Origin of the sequence: Elioraea sp. (assembly GCF_022842375.1) — a bacterium.
Lineage (GTDB): Bacteria > Pseudomonadota > Alphaproteobacteria > Acetobacterales > Acetobacteraceae > Elioraea_A.
In genome coordinates this window covers 204059-229053 of record NZ_JALHPR010000002.1, presented here as the reverse complement: position 1 = coordinate 229053, position 24995 = coordinate 204059, and the positions used below count along the sequence as shown (strand labels likewise).

General features: G+C 70.2%; 29 protein-coding genes, 1 tRNA gene and 2 pseudogenes. 11 read left to right on the top strand and 21 right to left on the bottom strand.

Annotation, left to right across the window (positions count from 1 at the left end):
* The first annotated feature begins 91 nt into the window (after positions 1-91).
* From Q0C38_RS02910 to Q0C38_RS02900, 3 genes are all read left to right on the top strand, one after another.
* A complete protein-coding gene (locus Q0C38_RS02910; RefSeq protein ID WP_291295551.1) occupies positions 92-1042 on the top strand; it encodes a branched-chain amino acid transaminase in 951 nt (316 codons plus the stop codon).
* Between the two features lie 232 nt (positions 1043-1274).
* Positions 1275-1559, top strand: coding sequence for a hypothetical protein (locus Q0C38_RS02905; protein ID WP_291295550.1), 285 nt, complete (start codon positions 1275-1277; stop codon positions 1557-1559).
* The gene (locus tag Q0C38_RS02900; protein WP_291295549.1) at positions 1556-2023 is read left to right on the top strand and encodes a hypothetical protein; all 468 of its coding nucleotides are present in this window, start codon (positions 1556-1558) and stop codon (positions 2021-2023) included. Before Q0C38_RS02905 ends, Q0C38_RS02900 begins: the two co-directional genes overlap by 4 nt.
* A 103-nt stretch (positions 2024-2126) precedes the next feature.
* On the opposite strand, the gene Q0C38_RS02895 is transcribed toward Q0C38_RS02900, so the two are convergent.
* From Q0C38_RS02895 to Q0C38_RS02840, 12 genes are all read right to left on the bottom strand, one after another.
* A complete protein-coding gene (locus tag Q0C38_RS02895; RefSeq protein ID WP_291295548.1) occupies positions 2127-2765 on the bottom strand; it encodes an aldolase in 639 nt (212 codons plus the stop codon).
* On the bottom strand, positions 2762-4042 hold the full coding sequence (gene otnK / locus Q0C38_RS02890; protein ID WP_291295547.1) for a 3-oxo-tetronate kinase: 1281 nt from the start codon (positions 4040-4042) through the stop codon (positions 2762-2764). The genes Q0C38_RS02895 and otnK overlap by 4 nt, the downstream gene beginning before the upstream one ends.
* 4 nt (positions 4043-4046) lie before the next feature.
* Positions 4047-4907, bottom strand: coding sequence for a class I SAM-dependent methyltransferase (locus Q0C38_RS02885; protein WP_291295546.1), 861 nt, complete (start codon positions 4905-4907; stop codon positions 4047-4049).
* Positions 4904-5947 (bottom strand): glycosyltransferase family 4 protein, encoded by a 1044-nt coding sequence (locus Q0C38_RS02880; RefSeq protein WP_291295545.1) that lies wholly within the window; start codon positions 5945-5947, stop codon positions 4904-4906. The genes Q0C38_RS02885 and Q0C38_RS02880 overlap by 4 nt, the downstream gene beginning before the upstream one ends.
* Positions 5944-6345, bottom strand: a complete 402-nt coding sequence (locus Q0C38_RS02875) for a 6-carboxytetrahydropterin synthase (RefSeq protein ID WP_291295544.1) — start codon at positions 6343-6345, stop codon at positions 5944-5946. Before Q0C38_RS02875 ends, Q0C38_RS02880 begins: the two co-directional genes overlap by 4 nt.
* 14 nt (positions 6346-6359) lie before the next feature.
* A complete protein-coding gene (locus Q0C38_RS02870) occupies positions 6360-7337 on the bottom strand; it encodes a zinc-binding alcohol dehydrogenase (protein ID WP_291295543.1) in 978 nt (325 codons plus the stop codon).
* On the bottom strand, positions 7334-8149 hold the full coding sequence (locus Q0C38_RS02865) for a RibD family protein (RefSeq protein ID WP_291295542.1): 816 nt from the start codon (positions 8147-8149) through the stop codon (positions 7334-7336). The genes Q0C38_RS02870 and Q0C38_RS02865 overlap by 4 nt, the downstream gene beginning before the upstream one ends.
* A gap of 9 nt (positions 8150-8158) precedes the next feature.
* A complete protein-coding gene (locus Q0C38_RS02860) occupies positions 8159-8674 on the bottom strand; it encodes a hypothetical protein (RefSeq protein WP_291295541.1) in 516 nt (171 codons plus the stop codon).
* A gap of 10 nt (positions 8675-8684) precedes the next feature.
* Positions 8685-9236, bottom strand: coding sequence for a permease (locus tag Q0C38_RS02855; RefSeq protein WP_291295540.1), 552 nt, complete (start codon positions 9234-9236; stop codon positions 8685-8687).
* Positions 9237-9320: 84 nt separating this feature from the next.
* On the bottom strand, positions 9321-9719 hold the full coding sequence (locus tag Q0C38_RS02850; protein WP_291295539.1) for a hypothetical protein: 399 nt from the start codon (positions 9717-9719) through the stop codon (positions 9321-9323).
* A 26-nt stretch (positions 9720-9745) separates the two neighbouring features.
* Positions 9746-10084, bottom strand: coding sequence for a rod-binding protein (locus Q0C38_RS02845; protein ID WP_291295538.1), 339 nt, complete (start codon positions 10082-10084; stop codon positions 9746-9748).
* A 1-nt stretch (position 10085) separates the two neighbouring features.
* Positions 10086-11195, bottom strand: a complete 1110-nt coding sequence (locus Q0C38_RS02840; protein ID WP_291295537.1) for a flagellar basal body P-ring protein FlgI — start codon at positions 11193-11195, stop codon at positions 10086-10088.
* 222 nt (positions 11196-11417) lie between these two features.
* Here Q0C38_RS02840 and Q0C38_RS02835 point away from each other — a divergent pair, with 222 nt between their 5' ends.
* From Q0C38_RS02835 to Q0C38_RS02825, 3 genes are all read left to right on the top strand, one after another.
* Complete coding sequence (locus tag Q0C38_RS02835) at positions 11418-11858, top strand: flagellar assembly protein FliX (RefSeq protein WP_291295536.1); 441 nt, start codon at positions 11418-11420, stop codon at positions 11856-11858.
* A gap of 202 nt (positions 11859-12060) precedes the next feature.
* Positions 12061-12474: an RNA polymerase-binding protein DksA gene (dksA, locus tag Q0C38_RS02830; RefSeq protein WP_291295641.1), complete on the top strand. Its 414-nt coding sequence runs from the start codon at positions 12061-12063 to the stop codon at positions 12472-12474.
* 57 nt (positions 12475-12531) lie between these two features.
* Positions 12532-12608, top strand: a tRNA-Arg gene (locus Q0C38_RS02825).
* A 246-nt stretch (positions 12609-12854) separates the two neighbouring features.
* On the opposite strand, the gene Q0C38_RS02820 is transcribed toward Q0C38_RS02825, so the two are convergent.
* On the bottom strand, positions 12855-13331 hold the full coding sequence (locus Q0C38_RS02820) for an SH3 domain-containing protein (protein WP_291295535.1): 477 nt from the start codon (positions 13329-13331) through the stop codon (positions 12855-12857).
* Between the two features lie 35 nt (positions 13332-13366).
* Here Q0C38_RS02820 and Q0C38_RS02815 point away from each other — a divergent pair.
* Positions 13367-13752, top strand: a pseudogene (locus Q0C38_RS02815) (conjugal transfer protein TrbE); the annotation flags it as partial.
* A 52-nt stretch (positions 13753-13804) separates the two neighbouring features.
* Positions 13805-13993, top strand: coding sequence for a hypothetical protein (locus tag Q0C38_RS02810; RefSeq protein WP_291295534.1), 189 nt, complete (start codon positions 13805-13807; stop codon positions 13991-13993).
* Here the strand turns inward: Q0C38_RS02810 and Q0C38_RS02805 are convergent.
* A complete protein-coding gene (locus Q0C38_RS02805; RefSeq protein ID WP_366937234.1) occupies positions 13990-14865 on the bottom strand; it encodes a DMT family transporter in 876 nt (291 codons plus the stop codon). The genes Q0C38_RS02810 and Q0C38_RS02805 overlap by 4 nt on opposite strands.
* Before the next feature lie 87 nt (positions 14866-14952).
* Complete coding sequence (locus tag Q0C38_RS02800; protein ID WP_291295532.1) at positions 14953-15789, bottom strand: AraC family transcriptional regulator; 837 nt, start codon at positions 15787-15789, stop codon at positions 14953-14955.
* A 232-nt stretch (positions 15790-16021) separates the two neighbouring features.
* Here Q0C38_RS02800 and Q0C38_RS02795 point away from each other — a divergent pair, with 232 nt between their 5' ends.
* Positions 16022-16459 carry a phenylalanine--tRNA ligase beta subunit-related protein gene (locus tag Q0C38_RS02795; RefSeq protein WP_366937236.1) on the top strand — a complete coding sequence of 146 codons (438 nt, stop codon included), beginning with the start codon at positions 16022-16024 and terminating at the stop codon, positions 16457-16459.
* A gap of 127 nt (positions 16460-16586) precedes the next feature.
* On the opposite strand, the gene Q0C38_RS02790 is transcribed toward Q0C38_RS02795, so the two are convergent.
* The gene (locus Q0C38_RS02790) at positions 16587-16982 is read right to left on the bottom strand and encodes a RidA family protein (protein ID WP_291295531.1); all 396 of its coding nucleotides are present in this window, start codon (positions 16980-16982) and stop codon (positions 16587-16589) included.
* A gap of 159 nt (positions 16983-17141) precedes the next feature.
* Between Q0C38_RS02790 and Q0C38_RS02785 the strand changes: the two genes are divergently transcribed.
* Positions 17142-17876 (top strand): YafY family protein, encoded by a 735-nt coding sequence (locus tag Q0C38_RS02785; protein ID WP_366937233.1) that lies wholly within the window; start codon positions 17142-17144, stop codon positions 17874-17876.
* Between the two features lie 61 nt (positions 17877-17937).
* Here the strand turns inward: Q0C38_RS02785 and Q0C38_RS02780 are convergent, their stop codons facing one another.
* Positions 17938-18234, bottom strand: coding sequence for a MarR family winged helix-turn-helix transcriptional regulator (locus tag Q0C38_RS02780; RefSeq protein WP_408870002.1), 297 nt, complete (start codon positions 18232-18234; stop codon positions 17938-17940).
* A 13-nt stretch (positions 18235-18247) separates the two neighbouring features.
* Here Q0C38_RS02780 and Q0C38_RS23310 point away from each other — a divergent pair.
* Positions 18248-18336, top strand: a pseudogene (locus tag Q0C38_RS23310) (VOC family protein); the annotation flags it as partial.
* 260 nt (positions 18337-18596) lie between these two features.
* Here the strand turns inward: Q0C38_RS23310 and Q0C38_RS02775 are convergent.
* Genes Q0C38_RS02775 through Q0C38_RS02760 form a run of 4 tightly spaced genes read right to left on the bottom strand, consistent with a single transcriptional unit; the run spans position 18597 to position 24967 of the window.
* On the bottom strand, positions 18597-19643 hold the full coding sequence (locus Q0C38_RS02775; protein WP_291295529.1) for a C-terminal binding protein: 1047 nt from the start codon (positions 19641-19643) through the stop codon (positions 18597-18599).
* Entirely contained in the window at positions 19640-20797 is a 1158-nt protein-coding gene (locus Q0C38_RS02770) for a 2-aminoethylphosphonate--pyruvate transaminase (protein ID WP_291295528.1), read from the bottom strand. Before Q0C38_RS02770 ends, Q0C38_RS02775 begins: the two co-directional genes overlap by 4 nt.
* Before the next feature lie 31 nt (positions 20798-20828).
* Positions 20829-22850, bottom strand: coding sequence for a hydantoinase B/oxoprolinase family protein (locus tag Q0C38_RS02765; RefSeq protein WP_291295527.1), 2022 nt, complete (start codon positions 22848-22850; stop codon positions 20829-20831).
* Positions 22847-24967, bottom strand: a complete 2121-nt coding sequence (locus Q0C38_RS02760; RefSeq protein WP_291295526.1) for a hydantoinase/oxoprolinase family protein — start codon at positions 24965-24967, stop codon at positions 22847-22849. The genes Q0C38_RS02765 and Q0C38_RS02760 overlap by 4 nt, the downstream gene beginning before the upstream one ends.
* Between the last annotated feature and the right edge of the window lie 28 nt (positions 24968-24995).

The following is a 24995-nucleotide window of genomic DNA, read 5'->3' as shown; positions in this document are numbered from 1 at the left end:
GGGCGCGGGGCACCCCCCCGCGCCCTTTCTCTTTCTGCGGCACCTTCCGGCGGCCTAGCCTCGGTCAGCATTCCTGACGGAGGACACAACGATGCCAAGCACGCAGCCTGAGTTCGCCTGGTTCAACGGCGGCATCGTGCCGTGGAACGAAGCGCGCGTTCATGTGTTCTCCCCCGTCGTGAAATACGGCACCGGGATTTTCGAGGGGCTGCGCGGCTACTGGAATGCGGCGGAGGGGGAGCTCTACGTCTTCCGCCTCGCCGAGCATCTCGACCGCCTCGCCTTCGGGCTGAAGGTGATGCGCTTCGACCCAGGGCCCGATCGCGCGGAGATGGAGCGCGCGGTGCTCGAGGTGCTGCGCGCCAACCGCTTCCGCGGGCCAGCACATATACGCCTCTCGGTGTTCCTCGAAGGCGATGGCGAGATGAGCGCGACCGGCCCTGTCGGCATGGCGTGCACCGCCATTCATCGCCCGCCGACGAAGGCGATCGCGGAAGGGCTTGCTGCTGGCGTCGTCTCCTGGCGGCGGCCGGAGGACAGTTCCCAGCCGATGCGCGTGAAGGCGAACGCCAACTACCAGAACGGCCGCTTCGCGGTGCAGGAGGCGCGCACGAACGGCTATGGCGCGGCGATCCTGCTGAACAGCCGCGGCAAGGTCGCGGAAGGGCCTGGCATGTGCCTCTTCATGGTGCGTGACGGCGTCGTCATCACACCCTCGATCACCAACGACATCCTCGAGAGCATCACGCGCGATGCGGTGATCAGGCTGCTGCGCGAGGATCTCGGCGTGACGGTGGAGGAACGCGACGTCGATCGCACCGAGCTCTACGCCGCCGACGAGGCATTCTTCTGCGGCACGGCGTGGGAGGTGACGCCGATCACCTCCGTCGACCGCCTCGCCGTTGGTGATGGCCGCGTCGGTGCGCTGACCAGCCGCGTGCAGGCGCGCTACTTCGGCATCGCCGATGGCAGCATCGCCGCACGTGCGGCGTGGCGCACGCCTGTCTACGGTGCATCGCCCGACATGCGCGCGACGCAGTGATCGGCGTTGCGCATGTGCGTCGCGCGCCGCATTCTTGCCACTGCGTAAACATCATCGGCGCGCGACGCGCATGCGCTGTACGATTTCATGCACGAAATGCGTGTGCGCGATGTCGTTTTTGTTGACACGCATCTTCACCACACGCATAGCGTGATGTTGCGGAAGCAGATGCATTCCGATTCGCAATTCGCGATCGCTGCATCGAAACGCTCCGCGCAGGGAAGGACGGTCCATGGACCGCATGTTCGTCGAAGCCGCACCCGCGGTGACGACATCCCCGGAGGCGCACAGCGCGGGCGATCGTTCCCCGGCCGAGATGCTTTGCATCGATGAGATGCCTGGCATCGACTTCGGCATCGCGCGCACTCAGCCATCGCAGCAGCATCCCGCGGCGATGGTCACGCGTCTTCGGTTTCCCGTTGCCCAGGCGGCCCGCTGGCGCCGCCGCGGCGAACCCGTGCAGCGGGGAAGGGCATGCCTGTCCATGACCTCATCGAGAAGGAGTTTGTGCACGTGACCATCACGAAGGTCGTGCCGGCGGCGGTCGAAGCCATCCGTGCGGCAGTAGAGTCGGTTGCCGGCGAAGGCCGCGCTCAGCCGATGGCGATGCGGGCAGCCGTGAAGAAGACGGCAGCGAAGCCCGCCGCCAAGAAGGCAGCGCCGAAGCGGGCAGCCGCGGCGAAGAAGCCGGCGGCGAAGAAGGCCGCACCGAAGCGGGCGACGGCGGCGAAGAAGGCCGCTCCGAAGCGCGCAGCGGCGGCCAAGGCCCCGGCCAAGCGCGTTGCCGCCAAGAAGCCGGCGGTGAAGAAGGCTGCGGCGGCGAAGAAGCCCGCGGCGAAGAAGGCGGCTGCCAAGCCCGCGGCGAAGAAGCCCGCCGCGAAGAAGGCCGCCGCGAAACCCGCGGCGAAGAAGCCCGCCGTGCGCCGCCCCCGCAAGGCGGCAGCGTCTGCCACCCCGGCGGCAGACACTCCGGGCACCTGATCCCGGCATCGCCGGCCCGCGCGTCGGGCCGTCCATGTGAATGCGAGCACGCCGGCGGGCAGCCCCGCCGGCGTGTTTCGTTTGTCTGCCTGCCTGAATGCCGTCAGCCGAACGTCGACAGCAGGTCCTCGACCTCAGCCGGCGTCAGCAGCCGCGTGCGCTCCTGCCGCAGCAGCATGAAGAGCTTCGCTGCCTCCTCGAGCTCCTCCGCCGCATGGACGGCATCGGTCAGCGTGCGGCCAGACACCACCGGCCCGTGATTGGCGAGCAGCACCGCACGCGCACCGCGCGCGGCCTCGGTGATCGCGGGCTCCATCGCGGCGTCACCAGGTCGGTAGTAGCGGACGATTGGCATCGCCCGCCCGATGCGCATCACGAAATAGGGCGTCAGCGGCGGGATGGGGTTCGCCTGGTCGACATTCGCGAGGCAGGACACCGCCGTCGCCCAGGTGCTGTGGAGGTGCACGACAGCACCGGCATCGTCGCGCGAGGTGTAGAAGGCGCGGTGCATGAACACCTCTTTCGAGGGCTTGTCCCCGCCCACATGCGCGAACCCTGCGTCGAGCTTCGCGATGCGCGCAGGGTCGAGCCGGCCAAGGCAGGAATTGGTCGGCGTGATCAGGAAACCGTCAGCCAGCCGCATCGAGATGTTGCCGGCACTGCCCACAGAGAAGCCGCGCGCGAACAGGCTCGCGGCAAGGGCCCCCATCTCCTCCCGACCGCGCCGTTCGTCATCGGTCACGACGCGGGCTCCAGCATCGCGAATGCCTTCAGGAAGAAGTCACGCCCGCCGAAATTGCCGCTCTTGAGCGCGAGCAGCAGCGGCGTTCCCTGGCCCTCTGCCAATGTCCAAGGCACGCCGGGGTCGATCTCGGCGCCGATGCGAAGCCGCGTGACGCCAAGCCGCTGCACGACGGCACCCGAGGTCTCGCCGCCGGCGATGACGAGCCGCCGCACGCCGCGCGCGACGAGCCCCTCGGCGATGTTGGCGAGCGCATGTTCGACAAGCATGCCGGCAGCGTCCCGCCCGAGCTTGCCCTGCAATGCCGCGACCTTCTCCGGCATCGCGGAGGCTGCGATCACGATCGGCGCTGCGCCGAGCCTGCTCTCCGCCCAGGCCAGCGCGCGGGCTGCGAGTGCGGCTGCATCGGGTTCAGCCAGCGGGTCGAGCTCGAGCGTCGGCACGGCATCGCGCGCGAGCCCGATCTGCGCAAGCGTGGCGCGCGAGCAGGAGCCGGCGACGACCGCCGCATGCCCTGCGGGCAGCGGCAGGTCGTCCGCCCCAGCGCCGTGGGCGAGGCTGCCGTCACGCCGGAAATTCGCGGGCAGGCCCATCGCGATGCCTGATCCGCCGACCAGCAGCGGCAGGTTCGCCGCCGCCTCGCCCAGCGCCATGAGATGCTGGTCCGACACCGCATCGACGATGCCGTAGCGCGTGCCACGCTCGCGCAGCCCCATGAAGGCACGCCGCGTCGCATCGGCGCCGGCCTCGACCGTCACGAACGGCACGAGGCCGACCGTGCCGCCGCTCTGCCGCCCCATGACGCGGACGAGGTTCGCATCCTTCATCGGCGTCAGCGGGTGGTTCTCCATCCCGCTCTCGTTCAGCAGCGCGGCGCCGACGAAGAGATGGCCCTGGTAGACGGTGCGGCCGTTCGTCGGGAAGGCGGGGCACACAGGCGCGAAGGGAGCGCCGAGGGCAGAGAGCAGCGCATCGGCCACCGGCCCGATATTGCCGGCATCGGTGCTGTCGAAGGTCGAGCACACCTTGAAGATGACCTGCCGCACGCCGGCCTTCTGCAGCCAGGCGAGCGCGGCAAGGCTTTCCGCCACCGCATCGGCCACCGGTGCCGTGCGTGACTTGAGCGCAACCACGATCGCGTCCGCATCCGGCATGGCCGAGCCCGCCTCGGGTACGCCGATGATCTGCACCGTGCGCATCCCGCCCTTGACGAGCGTGTTGGCAAGGTCGGTCGCGCCGGTGAAATCGTCGGCGATCGCGCCGAGCAGGAGCCCCATGGAGTCAGTCCTTCTTCGGAAGTGCGAGGATGTCGCGATGGCCGATGACCAGCGAGAGGCGTCCAGCCGCGATCGCCCTCCTCCGCGCGTCGGACCAGGCGTGGATCGGCGCGGCCTGCGCCGGCAGCGCGTCAGCCGCAGCACCTGCGTGCCCCTCCACCATGTCGGCGAGAAACGTCGTCGCCATCCGAGGGATCAGCCAGTCACTCGGCGCGGAGGCGACGTCGAAACCCGCCTCGCGCAGGATGCGTGCGAGCATCGCCGGCGCGTCCTGTCCCATGGCGCGGCCGAAGCCCTTGTCGCTACGCATGTGCCGCGCGAAGCCTGTCCGCACGCGTGCATCACCCGGGACTGGGGGAATGAACCGATCGCGGCCGTCGACGGTGAGGCAGGCGAGAAAGGGAACGGCGAGGCGCGCGGCGAACGCGCGAACCCACGCCGCCGAGATCAGATCGAACAGCGCGGAACACACGACCGCATCGTGGCCCGCGAGTGGCAGGGCGGCGGAGCTCGCGCCGAAATCCGCCACGCGCGCCTCGATGCGCCAGGCACCGCCCGGCGCATGCACGATCAGCGCGCCCGAGGGCGCGGTGACGTTCCACCCGCGCCGCGCGGCCCACGCAGCGGTACGGTCGAACCCATCGGCGAGGAGGTCGCCGTCGGCATCCAGCATCGTCCACACCTGTGCGCGGCCAATGCGGGGAGCGAGCCAGCGAAACAGCGACCCGGCGCCGGCACCAAGCTCGAGGATGCGTGGCCGCGCGGGCAGCACCTCCGCCAGCCGCGCGGCGAGGGCGGGGGAGCGTGCGCGCGCATCGAATGGTTCGCGGCGCGAGAGCCAGTCTGCGCTGAAACCCTCGCTCACCGGCGCGCTCCTGCGACAACGGCGACGAAGGCATCGGCCTGCGCCTCCCAGCCCGGAAGCGCCTGGCCGGCGGCGAAGGCGTGGTCTGCCATGCGGCGGCGGAGCTCGCCGTCGAAGATGATCCGCCGCATCGCGCGCGACAGCGTCATCCACTCACCGGGTGGTGCGACGATCGAGGCCTCGAGCGGCGCGAGATCGGCCACCGCCCCGCCGGCCGTGACGGCGATGGGAACGCCGCGCTTCAGCGCCTCCGCCACGGCCATGCCGTAGCCCTCGTGCCAGGTGGCGAGGGCGAACACGTCGGTCTCGTGCCAGAGTGCCGCGAGTGCGTGATCATCCACCTCGCCGGCGAAGGTGACGCGTGAGGCAATGCCCAGTTCCTCGGCGAGTGCGGCAAGCCCCGCGGCATGCACGGCGTCACGGTCGGGTGCGCCGACGATGGTCAGCCGCCATTGCAGGTCGGTCAGCCGCCCCAGCGCGCGCAGCAGCAGGTCATGGCCCTTGCGCGGCACGAGGGCGCCGACGGCGAGGATGGAACATCCCGCGGCACGGCTGCCTTCCGCTCGCGGCGCATCCTCGGTGCCCGGCTCGATCACGGTGATGCGATCAGTCGCGATCCCCATCGCGGCGAGCTGTCGCGCCGTCATCCCGCTCGTCGCGATGATGTGGGAGAGGCGCGGCAGCAGCGTCGCCTCCTTTTCGCGGAGCAGTGCCGCCTCCGCGTCGGAGAGCCCCTTCTCGAGCGGTGTCGGGTGATGGATCAACCCGATCGCACCAGCACCGTCGAGCGCCTCCGCGCAGCCGGCGAAGGCGGGAAGTGCCAGGCCGTCGATGATCATCGTCTCGCCGGGCTCGCGATCGGCGAGCGTCTGCCACGCGGCAGCCTCGGCCGCGGCATCTGGCAGCGGGTGCCGTCCCGGAAGCTCGATCACGCGCACGCCGTACCCGCGCGCGCGCAGGCCATCGACCATGCGCCTGTCATAGGCATAGCCGCCGCTCACCGCCGTGAACGGCGCGGGAACGACCAGCGCCAGCGTCATCCCACCGGTCCTTCAAACGCAGCCCACGCAACGGGGCTTTCGCGCAGCAGCACCTTGAGCGAGGTGACGCGCCTGCCGCCCTCGCCGAGCTTGCCTGCCTTCAGCGCCGCGACCAGCAGGCCGTGGACGTGCGAGGCCATGAACTCCGTCGTCGTGTTCGTCGCGGTGAACTGCGGCAGCACGTCGAGATTGTCGTAGTCGAAGCTGTCGAGCGCGCGGCGAAGCTCGGTGCGCGCGAGCCCGATATCGACGACGAGGCCATCACCATCGAGCGTCGGCACGCGGAACTCCGCCTCGATGGCGTAGGTGGCGCCGTGCAGCTTCTGCGCCGGGCCGAACACCTCGCCCCGGAAGGAGTGGGCGATCATCACATGGTCGCAGACGGTAAGGCTGAACACGGCGGCTTGCTCCTTTACGCTTCGTGTCTGTGACGCACGACATGGCAGAGAACACCCGGGGCGGCGGCAAGCCGCGCCATCGTCGCGGGAAGATCATCGAACGCGGACGGCCCGTCCAGCAGCGCATCGAGCCGCGCGTCGTCGAGGAGCGAGAGGGCGAGCGCCATTCGTTCCGCGTAGCTGCGCCGGCCGCGCATCGCCCCGCCGATATGCCCGACCTGCGACGAGATGAGGCGGAGGCGGCGGCTATGAAACGCCTCGCCCAGCGGCAGCGGCACGGGCTTGTCGCCGAACCACGAGGCCTCGACGATCCGCGCCTCGAAGGCGGCATGGGCGAGCGCGAAGCGAAGCCCTTCCGGCGCGCCCGATGCGTGCACGATGAGGTCGGCGTCACCCATCGCCTCCTCCGGCGCGAGAAGGGTAAGGCCGAGTGCGGCAGCGACCCGTGCCTTGCCCGCGTCAGGGTCGATCACCGCGAGGCTGACGCCTGGAATGCGGGCAATGAGGAATGCAGCAAGCAGGCCGACGACGCCTGCGCCCACCACGAGCACCCGCTCACCCGGCAACGCAGCCGCATCCCACGCAATGTTGACCGCCGTCTCCATGTTCGCGGCAAGCACGGCGCGTGGAGCAGGCACGGCATCGGGCACGACGCTGAGCAGGCCGAGCGGAACGACCAGGCGCGTCTGGTGCGGTGCGAGGCAGAACACGCGCTTGCCCGTCAGCGCCTCCGGCCCGGCGGTGACGCGGCCGACGGCGCTGTAGCCGTACTTCACTGGGAAGTCGAAGCCCCCCTCCTGCATCGGGCAGCGCATCGCGTCATGCTGGCTCGGCGGCACGCGGCCGGTGAACACGAGGCTCTCGGTACCGCGCGAGATGCCGCTCGCCAGCGTCTCGACCGCGGCCTCGCCCTCGCCGGGCGGGCGCAGCGCCTCGTCGCGGATCTCGCCGCGGCCAGGTGCTACGATCCAGAAGGCGCGGGCGTCGCTCATGCCGCACACGCCGGCCGTGCGCGGGCGAGGGCAAGATCGAACAGCGTATCGGCACCGAGCCCGAAGGTCCGCACAGGGGCGCGCACGCCATCCTCTGGCTTCATCGCTTCGGGTAGAACAAGGGAGGGAAGCCCGGAGCCGAGCAGCAGTGGGGCAACGACGATGTGCAGCCGATCGAGCAGCCCGGCGGCGAGGAAGCGGCCGACCGTGACGCCACCGCCCTCGACGAACACATGGGTCAGTCCCCGCATGCGAAGCCGTTGCAGCAGTTGCGCGAGATCAAGCCCGCCTTGGGCGTTGCGTGGCAGGGCAACCACCTCCGCCGCACCGTGGCGCTCATCGCCCGGTACATCGGCGGCGACAACGAGCAGGGTCGGCACGCCGCCTTCGAACACGCGACGGCCAGGCGGTAGTCGACGCTCTGTGTCGAGCACGACGCGCACGGGGCTTTCACCATGCACCTCCCGCGTCGTCAGCTGCGGATCATCGGCAGCGACCGTGCCGGCGCCGACGATGATGGCGTGGTGCAGTGCGCGCAGCCTGTGCGTATGGATGATGTCGGCGCGATCGCTGATCCATTGCGACACACCGCCCATGGTCGCGATGCGGCCGTCGAGGCTCTGCGCGAGATGCGCCGTCACCCACACGCCGTCAGGCGCCATTGGGGGAACCGTCAGTGGCCCAAGCAGGGCGGCGAGCATCGCCGCCTGCGCGCCATCGGCGTGAGGCAGGGGCGTGCCGACGCCGCCACGCCGCGCGCAGAGCGCGGCCCACATCGCCGCTGCACCGGCGCTAATCTCTCCCTGGTCCATGAACGCCTTCTAGCGCCCGATGCTGCCAGGCGGAAGCAGGGCCAGCATCGCCTCCGCCAGCAGCCCCGAGGCCAGCGGCAGCCAGAACCCCGTGACCAGGCGGAGCAGGACGAAGCGCCAGCCCATCAGCGGCGCCTCCCACACGATCACGCGATTGACCGCGAGCACCGACCAGGCGGAGATCAGCGTCACCATCTGTGCGGCCCCCGCGCCGCTGTTCCAGAGCGCGAGGACGATCGGGAAGGACACGAACGGCCCGCCCGGGATGAGGGCGCCGACCACGGTCGCGAGCAGGTGCCCGCGCAGGCCCGTCTCCGCACCGAACAGGATGGCGGCGAAGCGATCCGGCACCAGCACGGTGAGGAAGCCGGCCATCGGCAGCGCGAGCAGCATGATCGGGAGCACGTTCTTCAGCGTGCCCACGGCGAAGCGGCCGCCCTTGGCGAGCGCCGGCCGGTCGCGGCGCCAGAGCACGAGCGCCGCGGCGATCGTGATCAGCCAGATCGCGATGCCGGTGAGCATCATGGCGCGATCCTCATCGGCCCCATCCCGGCAGGCGCCGCGCCATCAGCCCCGCGAGGATCGGCAACGGCAGCGAGGCGAGGAAGCGGAGGGCTGCGAACTCCGGCCCGAGGATCGGGATCTCCCAGACGAGGATGCGCTGGAACCCGTTCAGCGACCACGCCGTGACATAGGCGATCATCGCCCCCCGGTCGGCCCCGCCGGCGGACAGCGCGAGCACGAGCGGGAACGCCGCCATCGGCCCGCCCGGCGTCGCGGCCCCGGCGATGGTCGCGACCACGAGGCCGCGCATCCCCGACTCAGCGCCGAGCCAGCGGCCGATCGTCTCCTTGGCGATGCCCGCTTGGACGAAGCCGGCGAGCAGGAGCGCCGCGCCGAGAACGGGGATGATCGTGACGAACAGGTCCCACGCGATTGCGAGCGCCTGGACCATGCCGGCCTCGCCCTTGACGATCCAGCAGGCGATGCCGCTCGCGGCCGAGAGTGCCGCGACGATGAGCAGGCTGGTGCGGTTGGCGCCGTTGCGCGGGCGCGGCTGGGGCGGGGCTGGGTGTGGAACAGTCATCGGCGTGGACGACGATGCGCCGCTAGAACGCCGGCATCAATCGTCGCACCACGCCCGTAACAAACGGCCCCGCAAAGCAGTGCTTCAGGCGCTCGCCGCGAACCCCATCGGCCGCGGCGGGGCGCTGTGGCCTGGCGAGGTGCCTGCCGGTGCATAGAGCGCAGGCTTCGGCGTCGCTGCTGCGGTGAGGGTTCGCACGACGGCATCCTGCGCCGAGAGCGCGCGCTCGAGCATCCTGCGGTTCGCCGCGGCAAGATCAGTCAGCCGCGAGGAGAGTTCCGTCAGCGCATCACGGTCACCACCCTCGGCGCGGCCGCCTGCCTTGCGCATCGCTGCCTCGGCAGCGGTGAAGGCCTCGACGGCACGGCGCTTCTCGGGCGCGATCATGGCTGCCGTCGCGAGATCAAGCTCGGTCAGTGCGCGGTTCTCCGCGACGAGCAGATCGGACAGCCGCACACCGGCAGCAATCAAGGCCTGAAGCATGGTCGCTCTCCCTGTCGTCGTTGTCGTCATCGCGCTGCGGCCTCGCCCACATCCTGGCCGCGTTCCTGGGCCGCGAGCATGTGGCGGAACACCACCTCGCCGATCCCGAGGCCACCGCTTGCGGCGGTGATGCGCGCGTACTCGTTCACCAGCATGGGCGCCCAGGCGGCCTCGCCCTTGCCGCCGCCGCCGATGCCGCGGCCACGCCCGAGGCCCTCGAACATCGGCTGCATCAGCGCGCCGAGCGCCATGGCCTCGAACTGTTCCGCCGTCTTGCGCAGTGCCGCCTCGCCCGCGCCGTTGACGCGCGCGGCGGGCAGCGAACGGAGTGCGGCGTCGGCCGCGGGGCTGCGGGCCAGTTGCATCTCACATCACCTCGAGCTCTGCCTGCAGCGCACCCGCTGCCTTGATCGCCTGGAGGATCTGGATCATGTCGCGCGGGCCGACGCCGAGCGCGTTTAGGCTGCTCACCAGGTCCTGCAGCGTGACATTGCCCTGCACCACGCCGAGGCGCCGGTTGGCGTTGTCCTGCACCTCGATCTCGGTGCGCGGCACCACCACCGTCTCGCCTTGGCCGAAGGCGTTGGGCTGGCTCACCTGCGGCGTCTCGGTCACGCGGATGGTGAGGTTGCCCTGCGCGATCGCGACGGTGGAGACGCGCACGTTCGCACCCATCACGATGATGCCGTTGGCCTCGTCGATGATCACGCGCGCCACCTGGTCGGGCTCGACGCGGAGCTGCTCGATGTCGGTGATGAAGCCGACGATGTCCGCCGCCGCTGCCCCGCTGAGCGTGAGCGCGACGGTGCCCGGATCGGTCGACCGCGCGACATTGCCGCGGGCGAAACGGTTGATCGCGGCGGCAATGCGTCGTGCCGTGGTGAAGTCGGGGTTGCGGAGCATCAGCCGCATCGTGTTGGAGCGGCCGAATTCGAACGGGATCTCGCGCTCGACCGTCGCACCGGAGGCAACGCGGCCTGCCGTCGGCACCCCGCGGACGATGCTCTGCGCCCCGCCGCGCGCGGCGATCGCGCCCGTCGCGATCTGGCCTTGCGCGACGGCATAGACCTCGCCGTCGGCGCCGAGCAGGGGGGTGACGAGCAGCGTGCCGCCGGTGAGGTTTGTCGCATCGCCGAGGGCGGCGACATGGACGTCGATCCGCGAGCCGGTGCGCGAGAAGGCCGGCAGGGTGGCCGTGACCATGACGGCTGCGATGTTCTTGGTGTCGAGCCGCTGCTCCTGGTCGCGCGTGTTCACGCCGAGGCGCTCGAGCATGCCGATCACGCTCTGACGGGTGAAGGGTGCCGCCGCCATCCGGTCGCCGGTGCCATTGAGGCCGACGACGAGGCCGTAGCCGACGAGCTGGTTCTGTCGCACGCCCTCGACATCGGCGATGTCCTTGATGCGCACCTGCGCCATCGCTCCGAGGGGGGCGAGGAGTGCGGCGATCACGAGGGCGGCGAGGAGGCGAGGCATCGGGGTCACGCTGGTCCTTTGGTGACAGGGCCTGGTTCGTCACGGTGATCGCAACGGCCGTGCCACGCCGGACCCCGCGGAAATCCTGGCGCTCCGCGCTGCGGCAGGCCGTTGCGCACCCGGCAAAACCTGCCGATTGCGGACGAAGCTGCCCATCGGCACTGTGCGCCCTGGAGAACGGTCTCGTCGGGCTGCCGTCGTCGGCGGCCCTGGAGGTGGGTGATGGTGAAGATCACGGGCTATGGGCCGATCGCCTCGCAGGCGCGGCCCGGCAGGACGCCCGGCGCGCAGGGGCGGTTCCGCGTGCCGACCGACGGCAGCGCGAGTGCTGCCTCGGAAACGCGCGAGAGTGCGGCGGCTGACGGCGTGTCGATCGCGGCCTCGCTGATCGCGTTGCAGGAGACGATCGAGGCAGGCGAGCGTGACCGCGAGGCCAGGGGGCGGGCGGATGCGATGCTCGAGCAACTCGCCGCACTGCAGCACGCGATGCTGGGCGGGGCGATCTCGCCGGCCCGCCTTGCGTCGCTAGCCTCCCTTTCCGACCAGCCCCGGCTCGCCGCCGACCCGCATCTGGCGGAGCTGGTGGCGGCGGTCAGCCTCCGCGCCAAGATCGAGCTCGCGCGGCTCGAGATGGCAACGGCGAGGCACGCCGGCGCCCTGTAGCGTCGGGGGAGTTTGGTCGATCGCGGGCAGGGCCGGCGTGACCGCCAACTGAAACCGTTCTGTCTCAATGGGTTGCCGCTCCAATTGCAGGCTTGGCGGCATGGGGGCGCGTGAGTATAGTCCGCCCGCCTCGCGACCCCGGCGTGTGGCCGGGGTGCGAGGCCAAGGGCGGTATCGCCCGTACCCAAGGGGACGAGAGATGATCGTGACGTTGCCGCCCGACTACCGGCCCTCGGATGCCGAAGAGTTCATGAACCCGCAGCAGCTCGAGTATTTCCGTCGCAAGCTCCTCGGTTGGCGCGCGGATCTGCTGAAGGAAGCCGACGAGACGCTCGCGAGCCTTCAGGACGGCGGCATGCAGGAGCCTGACATCACCGATCGTGCCTCCGCGGAAACCGACCGGGCGCTTGAGCTTCGCACCCGCGACCGGGCGCGGAAGCTGATCAGCAAGATCGACCAGGCGCTCGAGCGAATCGAGAACGGCACCTATGGCTACTGCGAGGAGTCGGGCGAGCCGATTACGCTCCGCCGGCTCCAGGCTCGCCCGATCGCCACCCTGTCGATCGAGGCTCAGGAGCGGCATGAGCGGATGGAGCGGACCCACCGCGACGACTGACCGCCGGGCGGGCGCGGCGTTTGCCACCCGCGCCTGCTTCGGCTACGAAGGCAAAACGGACCCGTAGCTCAGCTGGATAGAGCGCTGCCCTCCGAAGGCAGAGGTCGAAGGTTCGAATCCTTTCGGGTCCGCCAGTTTTCAGATACTTAGCCTGCCCGGCTCAGTGACCGGAGCGGCGCCAGGTAGCAGATTAGGTAGCAGCACCGTGCTGCGCCCCGAATCGGGGCTAGGTGCGCATAAAGCCTATCCTCGCCTGCCACCTGCGCAGCGCGACTGCCCATGCGCTGGCCTTGCCTTCGCGACGATCGCCACCTCCCGGTCGCGCGCAGCGAGGAAGATCAGGCGGCGCCCGACCGAAAGCCCTCGATCTTGCGGTCCGCTCACGTGGCAGCGTCCAGGCGTCGGTCATTGTCGCTCGATCTCATCGTTATGCGCTTGTGCGCCGGAGTTCCATCCGGAGTTCCATCCGCCGCGCCCAACAGTGGAGTGGGCTCCAGATCGACCAGCGCATCCGGCAGCCATCCCTCCTCGCCGGTAGCCCTGCGCGCGAACAGGAAGCCGCTCTCGCCAAAAAGGGCGATCAGCTGCTCGCCCGCATCGACGTCCAATTCCAGCGCGGAAAAGTCGCGCGTGATGCGCCCCGTGTCGCCCTTGAGCTCAATCCACGCTTCCGGCGTCCAACCCGCGCGCCCGTCGGGCCCACGGCACCACAGCCAGCCAAACAGATCGGTCGTCTCAGTCTGCTTCCGGTCAACCTGCACAATGTCGCCAGCACGAACGCAGATCGGATCAGGATAGGGGCGTTCATAGCGACGCCGCACGACAACACGGGTGCCAGGCGGAAAGACGTAGAGCACGCTGCTCCCTCCAGCATCACGGCAAGGCAGGCGTCATGCTGAACCTTTCCGAATATCGCAAGCACACCCCCAGACCCTCGCAGACTTCCTCCCCTGGGCCGCCCTGGTGGCACCCGGCGTGGTGCTGAACAAGGACGGCTCGTTCCAGCGCAGCGCCCACTTCCGCGGCCCGGACCTGGACAGCGCCCCCCCGTCCGAGCTCGCCTCCACCGCCGCGCGGCTGAACAGCGCACTGCGCCGCCTCGGGTCCGGCTGGGCAGTCTTCGCGGAGGCGTAGCGGGTGCCGGCGCGCGGCTACGCCGCCAGCACCTTCCCCGATCCGGTCTCCGCCCTGGTCGACGCCGAGCGCCGCGCCCAGTTCGAAGAGGCCGGCGCGAGTTTCGAAAGCAGCTACGTGCTCACCTTCGCCTGGCTGCCGCCATGGTCTCGTCGGAAAATCCCTGAATCCACCTGATGCCGCGCGAGGCGAGATAGTGGGCCGGGCGCAGTCCGGGCTGCGTCCGGAGGATCTCATCGGCGACGGCTTGAACGTCACGCCGCCGTTCTTCCGCGAGGCACGCGGCCGTGAGGTGGCTCGACGGCTGGCGCTTCACCTGCGGTGGCGGTTCGGGCAGTTGGACGTCGCTGACCTGCTGGCCGCGACCATCCAGCTGTCCGGCTAACGCTGTCGGTCGGGGAGTGCCCCGAGCATCACCGCGGCCAGCACGCACAGCATCCCGAAGCCCTGGACGAGCGACACCGCCTCGCCGAGCACGGAGGCCGCCAATGCTACGGCGGAGACCGGCAGCACGGCCGTGGTCAGCGCGGCCTGCGCACCGCTGAGCCTCCGCGCGCCCGCATACCACAGCAAGAAGCCCCCGACGGTCGGCACGACGGCGTACCAGACGACTGCCAGGAGCGCGGCGTGCGACATCTCGACCTGCCACGGCCGTTCCAACAGTGCAAAGGGCACCGCGAGCGCGAGGCCCAACCCGGTCATCGTCGTCGAGAGTGCCAATGGGGCGACCGGAACACGCAGCCGCTTGTTGAGGAGCAGGAAGGCCGCCTCGCATGCCACGGCGGCAAGGACAAGCAGGTTGCCGAGCAGCGCAGCCCCGTCGACGCGTAGCGTCCTGCCCTCGCTTCCGGCGGTGACGAGCGCGACGCCGCCGCTCGCCAGCGCGATCGCGCTCATCTGCAGGCGCGACGGCCGTTCGCGCAGGAGCGCCCAGGCCAACAGGGCGACCATGGCGGTCAGGCTGCCGGCGACCACGCCCGCATCCGCGGCCGCAGTGAAGCGCAGGCCGATGACAAGCAGCAGCATGTAGCCGACGCTGCCGAGGGCCGCCTGCGTCACCAGCAGCGCCCCGTCGCGCACACTGGGTCGCGGTAAGCCCTCTCCTGCAAGCCGCAACAGGAGCAGGAACACCGGCAGGGCGATCGCGAAGCGCAACGCCGCTGCCGTGAAAGGCGGCATGCCCGCGCCGATCACCTTGCTTGCCACCACGGTGCTGCCCACCGTGACCATCGCCGCGCCACACAGCGCGAAGCCCACCATCCTGTCCCGCACGCCACACCCCCTTTGCTGGGCGCGAGAAGACGCGTGTGGGGCGATCTGGTCTTGGACGGGGTTGCAGACGCCTCAGGCCCGCGCGGCGGCCCAGGCGCCGGGCGTGGCGCCCGTGACACGCAGGAAGGCGCGGTTCATGTGGCTCTGGTCGGCGAAGCCGAGTGCGGCGGCGATCTCGGCGAGCGGCACGCGCGCACGGATCATGCCGCGTGCGCGCAGCACGCGCTGGACGATACGGTAAGCGTGCGGCGGCAGGCCAGTCTCGCGCCGGAAGCCGTGGAGCAACTGGAACCGGCTGAGCCCAACCTCGGCAGCAAGGTCAGCGAGCGTCGTGTCGGCTGCCGGGTCGTCGTCGATGCGGCGCCTCGCACGTGCGATCGCGGCGGGCAGCGCGGCGCGCGATCGGTGTGAGGCGTGCCGGCGCAGCACCGTGTCGAGCAGCTCCACCAGCGCTGTCTCGCGCGCGAGCCCGTCCGCGGCCGGGTCGGTCGCGAGGGCGTGCGTCCGCAAGACGAGGGCGGCGAGCGCCGCGTCGCGGATCACCGGTTGCGCGAAAGCGATCGACTCGGAGCCGGGCATGCCGGCCTCGGTGGCGGCGCGAGTGACCAGGGTCGGGTCGAGGTACAGCATCCGCCATGCGCGTGGCCCGCCCAGCGGCGCGCCGTCATGCACTTCGCCCGGATTGACCGTAATCACCTCGCCGGCGATGGCCTCGACCGGGCCCCGTCCGCTTGCCGAGCGCTGCGCGCCTTGGTTCAGCACGCCAATGCCGAACTGGTCGTGCGTATGGCGGCCGAACGCGAGTGCGCTCGCGGCCCGGGTCGCGCCGAGCCCCGGCAGGAAGCAGCGTTGGATGATGATGCGCTCCTGAATCATCAACCCTGAATACCACGACTGCGCCCGGCACATGGAGGCTGATGGTTGCAACATTGTCCAAGACGACGGACGGGGTCGAAGTTCCGCTTTGCGCCTGGCAGCCACAAGAGGTGCGAACACGTTATGCGTTTTCGTCGTGGGCAGGAGATCTGGAGCAGTTACCCTGAGCTTGTTGCCGGCGTAGTTCGGTTCAGCCCAGTAGACGCGGGCGCCGATACATCCGACGCCGTGACGCGGTTGACCGCTCAGGCGCAGGGGCGGCTGGCTGGCAGACCCGAGAGCGAGCCTGCCTGCCATTCAGGCCTGGCGCCGGGCGTTCTCGCGGATGGGGCTCAAGCCGACGCAGTATCGTTGCGCCTCCGAGGCGCTCTTGCGGCGGCTGCGGCAGGAGGGCTCCCTGCCGCGGCGGCATCCGCTGGTCGATCTCTGCAACGCGCTGTCCGCCGCGTTCGCGATCCCGGTCGCCGCATTCGACGTCGCCCGGATCAGCGGTGACCTGGAGGTGCGGCCGGCGGATGGAACCGAGCGCTACCTGACCTTCGGCGGTGAGATCGAGACGCCGATCCCCGCCGGCCAGCACGTCTCTGACGCACACCCAGACGTGTCCCACATCGCGGCGAACAGCTTGCCGCCGATCTTCCACACGTCCGCGCCGCCGAACTGCACGACATGCACGGCGTGCGGCAGCGATCCGCAGACTTGATTGAACCGTTCCGGCGTCATCGGCGCGCCCCGCCCCCTCATCGATGCCGCAACGCATATCAAGGCGCGTCCCGCTTGGCGACGTGCCGTGGACGACAGCGCGTCGCGTTCGCCGTCGACGGATCGGTTCACGAGACTGCGGTCGCCTCGATCTCGACCATCAGGCCGGGGACCGCCAGCCTGGTCACGCCGAGCACGGTCGTCGGCGGCGCCGCTTCGGCCGCGCCCAACCGCCCCGCCAGCACGCCGTAGTGTTGAAACAGCTGATCGACGTCGGTGGCGTAGATCGTCAGCCGCACAACGTCGGCTAGCGTCATGTCGGCCTGCCCCAGCACGGCTTGCAGGTTGTCAAGGCAAAGGCCGATCTGCGCGGCCATGTCGCCCGGACACTGCGGCTGGCCGGCGCCGTCGGTCGCGGTCTGACCGGCGCAATGAAGCGTGCGGGTCTGACCCGAGACGACCACGCCCTGGTTGTAGCCAAGGCCGACGGACCACGGCCACGGGTTGATGGTTGTCTTCTGCATCGAAAGGCTCCCCTCATGCTGCCGCGTTTCGTGTCTGCGGAATTCGACACGCCGTGTTGTGCCATGCGCGACTGACAGGGCATGACAGGAGGACGCGGCCGGCCGGCCCGGACAGGCTCGAATCTCGGCGAGAGGCTGCACTTGACGGAAGAGTCGGCCATGCCGCAGGAGTTCCTCATGTCCCGCGCGCAACGTCTCCTTGCCCTGCTGCAGGATCTGCGCGGTCGGCGGAGGCCCGTCACCGGGGAGGTCTTGGCCGCGGCCTTGGGGGTCTCGGTCCGCACCCTCTATCGCGACATCAACGTCCTGCGCGCCCAAGGCGCCCGGATCGAGGGCGAAGCGGGGTTCGGCTATGTCCTGCGTCCCGGCTTCCTGCTTCCACCTCTGATGTTCACGCCCGACGAGATCGAGGCGATCCTGATCGGCGTCTCGTGGGTCGCGCGACGGCGGGACTTCGCGATGGAGGCCTCGGCGCGCAGCGCCTTGGCGAAGATCGAAGCGGTGGCGCCTGACGAGGTGCGCGAGATGCTCGACCGCTCGGGCCTGCTCGTCGGGGCAATCGACCCCGGCGAGGAGATGACGATCGACCCTGACGTCATCCGCCGGGCGCTCCGACGCGAGCGCAAGCTGAACCTCACGTATGCGGACGCGACGGCGACCGCGACCCAACGGACGGTCTGGCCCGTGGCACTCGCCATCTACGAGACCACGCAGGTTCTCGCCGCCTGGTGCGAACTGCGCGACGACTTCCGCCATTTCCGGCTCGATCGCATCCGAAGCGCCGATGTGCTGGAAGCGCACCCGCCGCGCCGGCGGAGGGCGCTCTACAAGGCGTGGCGGGCGCGCGAACCGGATTGCGTTCCCGAGGGGCTGACCGAAAGCGACCATCGCTGATCGCTCGGGCTGCGTGCGGCCATGACGGGCGCAGGCGAACCACCTCGAAGGCAGCGGCATCCTAGCCGATCCTGGCAAACCCCTGCCGCAGAGCGTCCGTCGTGCCCGGCCCGCTCTGCGCATCAAGCGCGGCATGCGTCACCCGCCAGACCGGGATCGCCTCAAGGAGCAGCGCCACCCCCTCCGGCGTGATCCGCACGCGGCGCGAGCGGCGATCCTCCGTGTCGGGCACGAGGCGCAGCAGGCCCCGGCGCGCGAGCGGCTTCGCCGCGGCCGTCAGCGTCGAGGCGTCCATCGCCAGGAACGGGGCGAGGCGCCCGATCGGCGGTGGCTCCGGCTGGTTCAGGGCCACCATCAGCGAGAATTGGCCCCAGATAGCGACCGACGACCAGGCGGAGACCGACCGCTACTGGAACGCAATCGGAGCGGCGGCCGGGAAGGCGCCTGCGGCTGGTGCAAGGCAGATCACCCCGCGGGTGCCGCCATCGCGTCGGCGCGGCGAGGCGGAGGGGAAACGCGATGTATGTCGATGGGTTCGTCCTGGCGGTGCCGACCGCCAGCAAGGAGATCCACCGCCGCTATGCGGGACCACGGCGCGGTCTCGCTTGTGGAATGGGTTCGAGGTGATCGTGCGGGCGTGATGCGCGATCGTGCGGCAGGTCGTGCTGCCGGCGGCGCACCCCGTCGCCCCGAGCCGGCGGAGCGCGCTCGCCGCCCAGGTCATGCAGGCGCGTTGCCGTGGCGGCGAAGGGCGTCGAGGTTCACGCAGGCGCGCAGGGTGCCGTCGTTGAGATAATCCGCTGCCGCCTGGGCCGAGAGGCGACGCATGTCGGCGAGGCTCTCCGGCGTATAGAAGGCCGCGTGCGGCGTGATGATCAGCCTGCCCTCAAGCCAGGCCTCGCCCTTTGCCCAGGCAGCGATGAGCGGATGGGATCGGTCGGGCGGCTCGGTCGGCAGCACATCGAGCCCTGCCGCGCCAAGCTGGCCAGTGCGCAGGGCGGCGTCCACCGCGTCGAGATCGACGATGCCGCCGCGGGCGGTGTTGATCAGCACCGCGCCGCGCTTCATCAGTGCGAGCGTGCGGCCGGATATCAGCCCCGCAGTTTCCTCCGTCATCGGGCAGTGCAGGCTCACGATGTCCGCCTCGGCGAGAAGGCCGGCGAGCGTGCGGTGGCGGCGGAAGCCCATCGAGAGCTCTGCCCCTGGCGGCAGGCCAGGATCGTGGAACGCGACATCGAGGCCGAAGCCGCGTGCGCGCAGCCCCGCGGCAAGCCCGATGCGGCCGAGCCCGACGATGCCGAACACGAGCCCGCGCAGGCGGCGGACGGGGGGAAGGGCAAGCTCCGTCGTCGCCCACGCGCTTTCGCGCGCCCTGAGCCGCGCATCATGCGCCGCCGTGCCGCGCATCAGCGTGAGCATCAGCGCGAGCGCATGGTCGGCCACCTCCATCGTGCCGTAGTCGGGCGTGTTGCACACGGCGATGGCGCGCGCAGCACAGGCCTCGAGGTCGATGTGGTTGAAGCCAACGCCGGCCTGGACCACGAGGCGCGCCTGATCCATCCGTGCGACGAACGCGGCGGGGATGCGGTGGCGGCTGCGGCAGTTGATCACCACCTCCGCACCGGCGAGCACGGCTGGGTCGAGTGGGGCTGCGCCATCGGGCCGCCAGACCGCGATCTCCGGCCCGGGCCCGAGCACGGCACGCTCGATATCGGGCGTGTCGGTGAATTGCGGGTCGAGGATCAGGACCCGTCGTGGCGCCGTCATGCCGCTGCCGGCGCGCTTGCCCCCTCGTCGCGCGGCGCGAACGAGGCGACGCCGAGCTCGGCGAGGCTCTCGTCGATCGCCTCGAGGATCAGCGTGATGTCGCTCTCGACCAGGTCGCCCATCAGGCCGATGCGGAACGTTCCGGCGGCGGTGAGCCGCCCCGGGAAGATGATGAAGCCGCGCTTCTCCATCGCCAGGTAGAACTTCCGGAAGTCGTAGGCCGGGTCAGCCGGGTCGTGGAAGGTGGCGATGATGGGGGCTGCCGCCTCGTCGGGCAGCAGGGTGGCGAAGCCGCGCTGGCGCATGCCATCGACGAGGCGCCGCCAGTTGGCCCGATAGCGCGCGAGCCTTGGTGCTGCGCCGCCCTCGGCGCGGTGCCGCTCGATCGCCTTGCCGAGCGCGCCGATCACATGCGTCGGCGGTGTCCAGCGCCACTGGTTGCCCTTCTCCTCGAGGAAGCGCCACTGCGCATGGAGGTCGAGCACGACGGATGGCGAGCGCCCCTTGGCCTCCTCGAGTTCGCTGCGCTTGGCAACGACGATGCCGATGCCGGGCACGCCCTCCAGCCCCTTGTTGGGCGAGATCATGATCGCCGTGAGGTCAAGCGCCGCAGCGTCGAGCGGGAATGTGCCGAAGGAGGCGACCGCATCGACCAGAACGCCGACGCCCCGCCGGCTCGCCACTGCGGCGATTTCCTCGACGGGGTTGCGGATGCCTGTTCCGGTATCGACATGGCAGAGTACGATGTGGGTGATCGCGGGGTCGGCCGCGAGTGCTGCCTCGATGTCCGTCCCCGTCGGCAGCGGCAGCATGGGGAATTCGAGCGCGGTGACGGCAAGCCCGATGCCTTCGGCGATCTCGCGCAGCCGCATGCCGTAGAAGCCGTTCTGGATCACCAGCAGCTTGCCGTCGCGCGGCACGAAGGCGTGGAACGCGGCCTCGATCGCGTAGGTGGCGCTGCCCTGGATCGGCACGCATTCATGCGTGCCACGGCCGTTGCAGAGTTCGAGCATGTAGTCACGCACCATCGCCGTCAGCGCGCTGTGTGGCTCCGCGTTCGGGCTGCGATCGGCCAGCATTTCGCGCTTCACCTCGGGTGCGACGGTGAGCGGGCCTGGCGTCAGCAGATAGAGGTCGTGGCGTCGTTCGGTCATCGCGTCCTCTCTGGGTGGTCCTGGGTGTGGGTCACGCCGCACGGCCGGCAAGCGCGGCTTCGAGCGAATCGATCTCGCGGGCAAGCCGCGCGCGGGCTTCCGCGACGTCGCCCACCAGCTCGTCGAGCGGCACGGTGCCGGCACGCGGCAGCCCCGGGATCACCGCCTCGAAGATGGCGCGGCGCCGCTCGCTGCGCGCGTGCGCGCCGATGCGCATGAGCGCGGCGTTGAGGCGGAGCATCGCGGCATCGTCGAACACCGCTTCCCATGCCTCGCGCTCCGGCCCGAAGGAGAAGGCGGGCAGGGGGCCGCGCAACGCGGCGAGGCGCGCACGCTCGGCGAGCGTCGCGGCCGCGTCGATCGTTTCGCCTGAGATGACAACGCCATAGTCACGCAGTGCGACGCCGAGGCTCACATGGCCGTCAAGCACGTCCGTGAGGACATCCGCCGCCGGGCGCTCCAGCGGGTCGCCGAAGCCGCCACCGCCGGGTGTCATGATCGTGACCACATCGCCGGGGCGTGGGTGGAACACGTCGAGCTTGCCGAGCTCGCGCTCACCCTCACGCCCGAGATTGACGACGACGCGTGCGGGCAACCCTGGCCTGCCGCCGCCGATGCCCCAGGGCCGGAACACGAACCGCTCCATGCCGCGGCCGAGCACGGCGCTGCCCTCGCGCGCGATGCGCACCGAGAAGATCACCCCCGTGCCGCCGCGCCAGCGCCCTGCTCCGCCGCTGTCGGGGCGGAGCGCGTATTCGGTGATGATCGCCGCTGCCTCCTCCTCCGTTTTCTCGATCGGGGTGTTGCGCTGGTTGGCGAGAGAGCTGTCGCGACCATCGACGCCATCCGCCCCCTCACGCCCGCCTGTGCCGCCGACGAGCGATTGCAGCACCATGACGTTGCGCCGCCCAGTCCGCGGGTCCTGCTCCACGAGCACCGAGGGGATCATGATGCCGCCGGAGGGTGCTGGCATCAGCCCGGGCTTCGCACGGGTGAGAGCGCCGACGATCGCCTCGTTCAGCCTGATCGCGGTCGCACTGCGGATGCCGACGGCCGCGGGCGGCTCAGGATTCACGATGGTGCCCGCGGGCGCCTCGACCGTGACGTGCTCGAACATGCCGTGGTTGATGGGGATGGTGCGGTCATGGCTGAACACGAAGTGCATCAGCTTGAGCGTGAGCCAGGGATGGCGCTTGCCGCCCGTCGGAATGTTATAGGCGGCGGCCACCTGCGGGTCAGAACCGGTGAAGTCGAGATGGACCGCGCCGTCCTTCGCCGTCATCCGGCAGCGGACGCGCACTGGCACCTTCGAGACGTAATCGTCGTCGAGCAGGTCCCAGAACTCCCAGGTGCCGTCGGGGATCAGGCGCTGCACCGCGCGCGCCTTGGCGGCAGCGTAGTTCACGAGATCGCGCTGCATCGCAAGGAAGCCCTCGACGCCGAGCTGGTCGACGAGGTCGTGCACGCGGCGCTCGCCGACGAGCAGAGCCGCGAGCATCGCCTTGATGTCGCCCATGTTCACCTCGGGCACACGGCAGTTCGCGCGGTAGAGGGTCAGGAAATCCTCGTTCATCCGCCCCGCCTTCACGAGCTTCACGGGCGGGATCTGGAAGCCCTCCTGGAACAGGTCGGAGAAGCGCGGCGAGATGGAGGAGGGCACGCCGCCGCCGATATCGGCCGAGTGGATGAAATCCCAGGCATGCGCAACGATCCGCCCATCCGCGAAGATGGGGCGGATGAGGTGCAGGTCGGGCATGTGGCTCGCCAGGCCCTCGCTGGCATAGGGGTGGTTGGTGATCACCACGTCGCCCGGCTCGAGGTCAGGGACGTGCGCCAGTGCTGGGGCGACGTTGCTGTCGAGGAAGCCGGAGACCCCGAGAACCTTGGGGTAGGCGAAGAACCGACCCGCGGGTGTCGCGAGCGCGCAGCCGAAGTCGCCTGCCTCCTTCACGTAGGTGGTGCGGGCGGTGCGTTGCAGCGTGATCGCCATCTCCTCGGTGATGGCCGTCACCTTGTGGAAGAAGATCTCGGTCAGGACGGGATCGGGCGTCATCGCGCTGCCTCCGCGAGCATTGCCTCGCGCGGTACTGCTGCCGCCCCCTTGGCGAGATGGAGCGTGCCGAGCGCATCGGCCTCGGCCCGCCAGCCGGGCAGGATCCACACAGTCGTATCGGGCTGTTCGACGATGGCGGGGCCATCGATCACGCTGCCTGCGCCGATGGCTGCGCGCTCGTACACCGCCGCCGCGATCTCCCGTCCGCGATGGCGGATCATGCGTGTGCCCGAGACGGTGGGAACCGAAGCGTGCGCCTTCGGCAGCGAGACGGGCGGAACCCGTCCGATCACGCCGAGGCGCACGGTCGTGACCTGCACGGGGCTCGCGGCTTCCACGAAGCCGTAGAGGCGCTGGTGCTCAGCATGGAAGAGGGCGGCGAGAGAGCGTGCGCCGAGCCCAGCGCGTTCGGATTCCGGAACGATGATCTCGAGCTCGTAGGCTTGGTCGGGGTAGCGCACGCGGAGCGAGACGACGAGGCCGTGCGCGCCTACCAGCGCCCCTTCCTGCGCGATCCAGCCGAGCGCCTCGGCTTCAAGTGCTGCGATCACGGCAGCGACCTTCGGCCACTCATCCACCCCGGCTGCCTCTGGCGGCACGACGAGGTGGCGGGCGGTGCGCACATAGTCACGCCGCACGTCGGCGAGGATGGCGCCGAGCGCACAGAAGGTGCCCGGGGCCGTCGGCACCAGCACGGCGGCAAGCCCCGCCTCCTCGGCGAGCAGGTTCGCATGCGTGGGCCCAGCGCCGCCGAAGGCGACCAGCGCGTAGCGGCGCGGATCAACGCCGGCGGTCGCCATCAGCTTGGTCAGTTCCGTCGCCATCTTGGCACTCGCAACCCTGAGCGCCGCTTCTGCCGCCGCGAGTGCACGGTCATCCCCCGCGATGCCGAGCCGCTCAGCGAGGCCATCGAGGGCCGCGCGCGCCGCGGTGGCATCAAGCTGCATGCGCCCGCCGAGGAAGCGCGTGGGATCAACGATGCCCAGCGAGACATAGCAATCGGTGATCGTCGGCTCAGTGCCGCCGCGGCCGTAACAGACCGGGCCAGGATCGGCACCGGCAGAGGCGGGGCCCACCTTCAGCACGCCCTGCGCGTCGACCCACAGGATCGAGCCGCCGCCGGCACCGATCGCGCCGACATTGACCACCGGCATCATCAGCGGGAAGTCGCCCACGAACGTCGCGGTGGTGAATTCGGGAACGCCGGCCTGGACGATCGAGATGTCGGCCGAGGTGCCGCCCATGTCGATCGTGACGAGCTCGCGCCGCTCCGCTGCCGCACCGATCCGCGTTGCCGCCACGACGCCTGAGGCAGGGCCGGACAGAACGGTATCGATCGGCCGTGCGCGCGCCGTTTCCAGCGACAGCGTGCCCCCGTTGTTGGCGGTGATGTAGATCGGGCCGCGCACGCCCAGGCCCTCGACGCGCGCCTTCAGCCTGTCGAAGTAGGCCGTCATCAGCGGCTGGATGTAGGCGTTGAGCCCGCCGACCAGCGCGCGCTCATACTCGCGCACCTCCGGCCAGAGAACCGAGCTCTCCGTCACCGGCACTCCTGGCAGTCGCGCGCGGAGCGCATCGGCCACCTCGCGTTCGAGCGTTGGGTCGCGGTAGGCGTTCAGCAGCATCACCGCCACTGCATCGACACGCGCCGCCGCGATGGCGGCAGCGATGCTGTCGAGCGAGGCGGCATCGGGTCGCTCCTCGACATGCCCATCGGCACGCAGCCGTGCCGGCACCTCGAACATGAGTCGCCGCGGCACCAGCGGCACCTCGCGCGGCACGGTGAAATCGTAGGACGAGGGCAGCCTCAGTCGGGCGATCTCGAGCACGTCGCGGTTGCCGCGCGAGACCACCATCGCCATCCGCGCGCCGCGCCGCTGGATGATCGCGTTGAGACCGATCGTGGTGCCGTGCACGACGAGTTCCACCGCGCCGGGCATGATCGCATGCTCGGCGAAGATCGCCGCCATGCCGCGCTCGACTGAGAGAGACGGGTCGGATGGGACGGAGGGCTCCTTGTGGAACAGGAACCGCTCCTGCGCCATGTCGGCCACGACGAAGTCTGTGAATGTGCCGCCGACATCGATGCCGATGCGGAAGCGGGACGTCTCTGTCACTGCATGGTCCTGTACGAGGAGGTGCGCG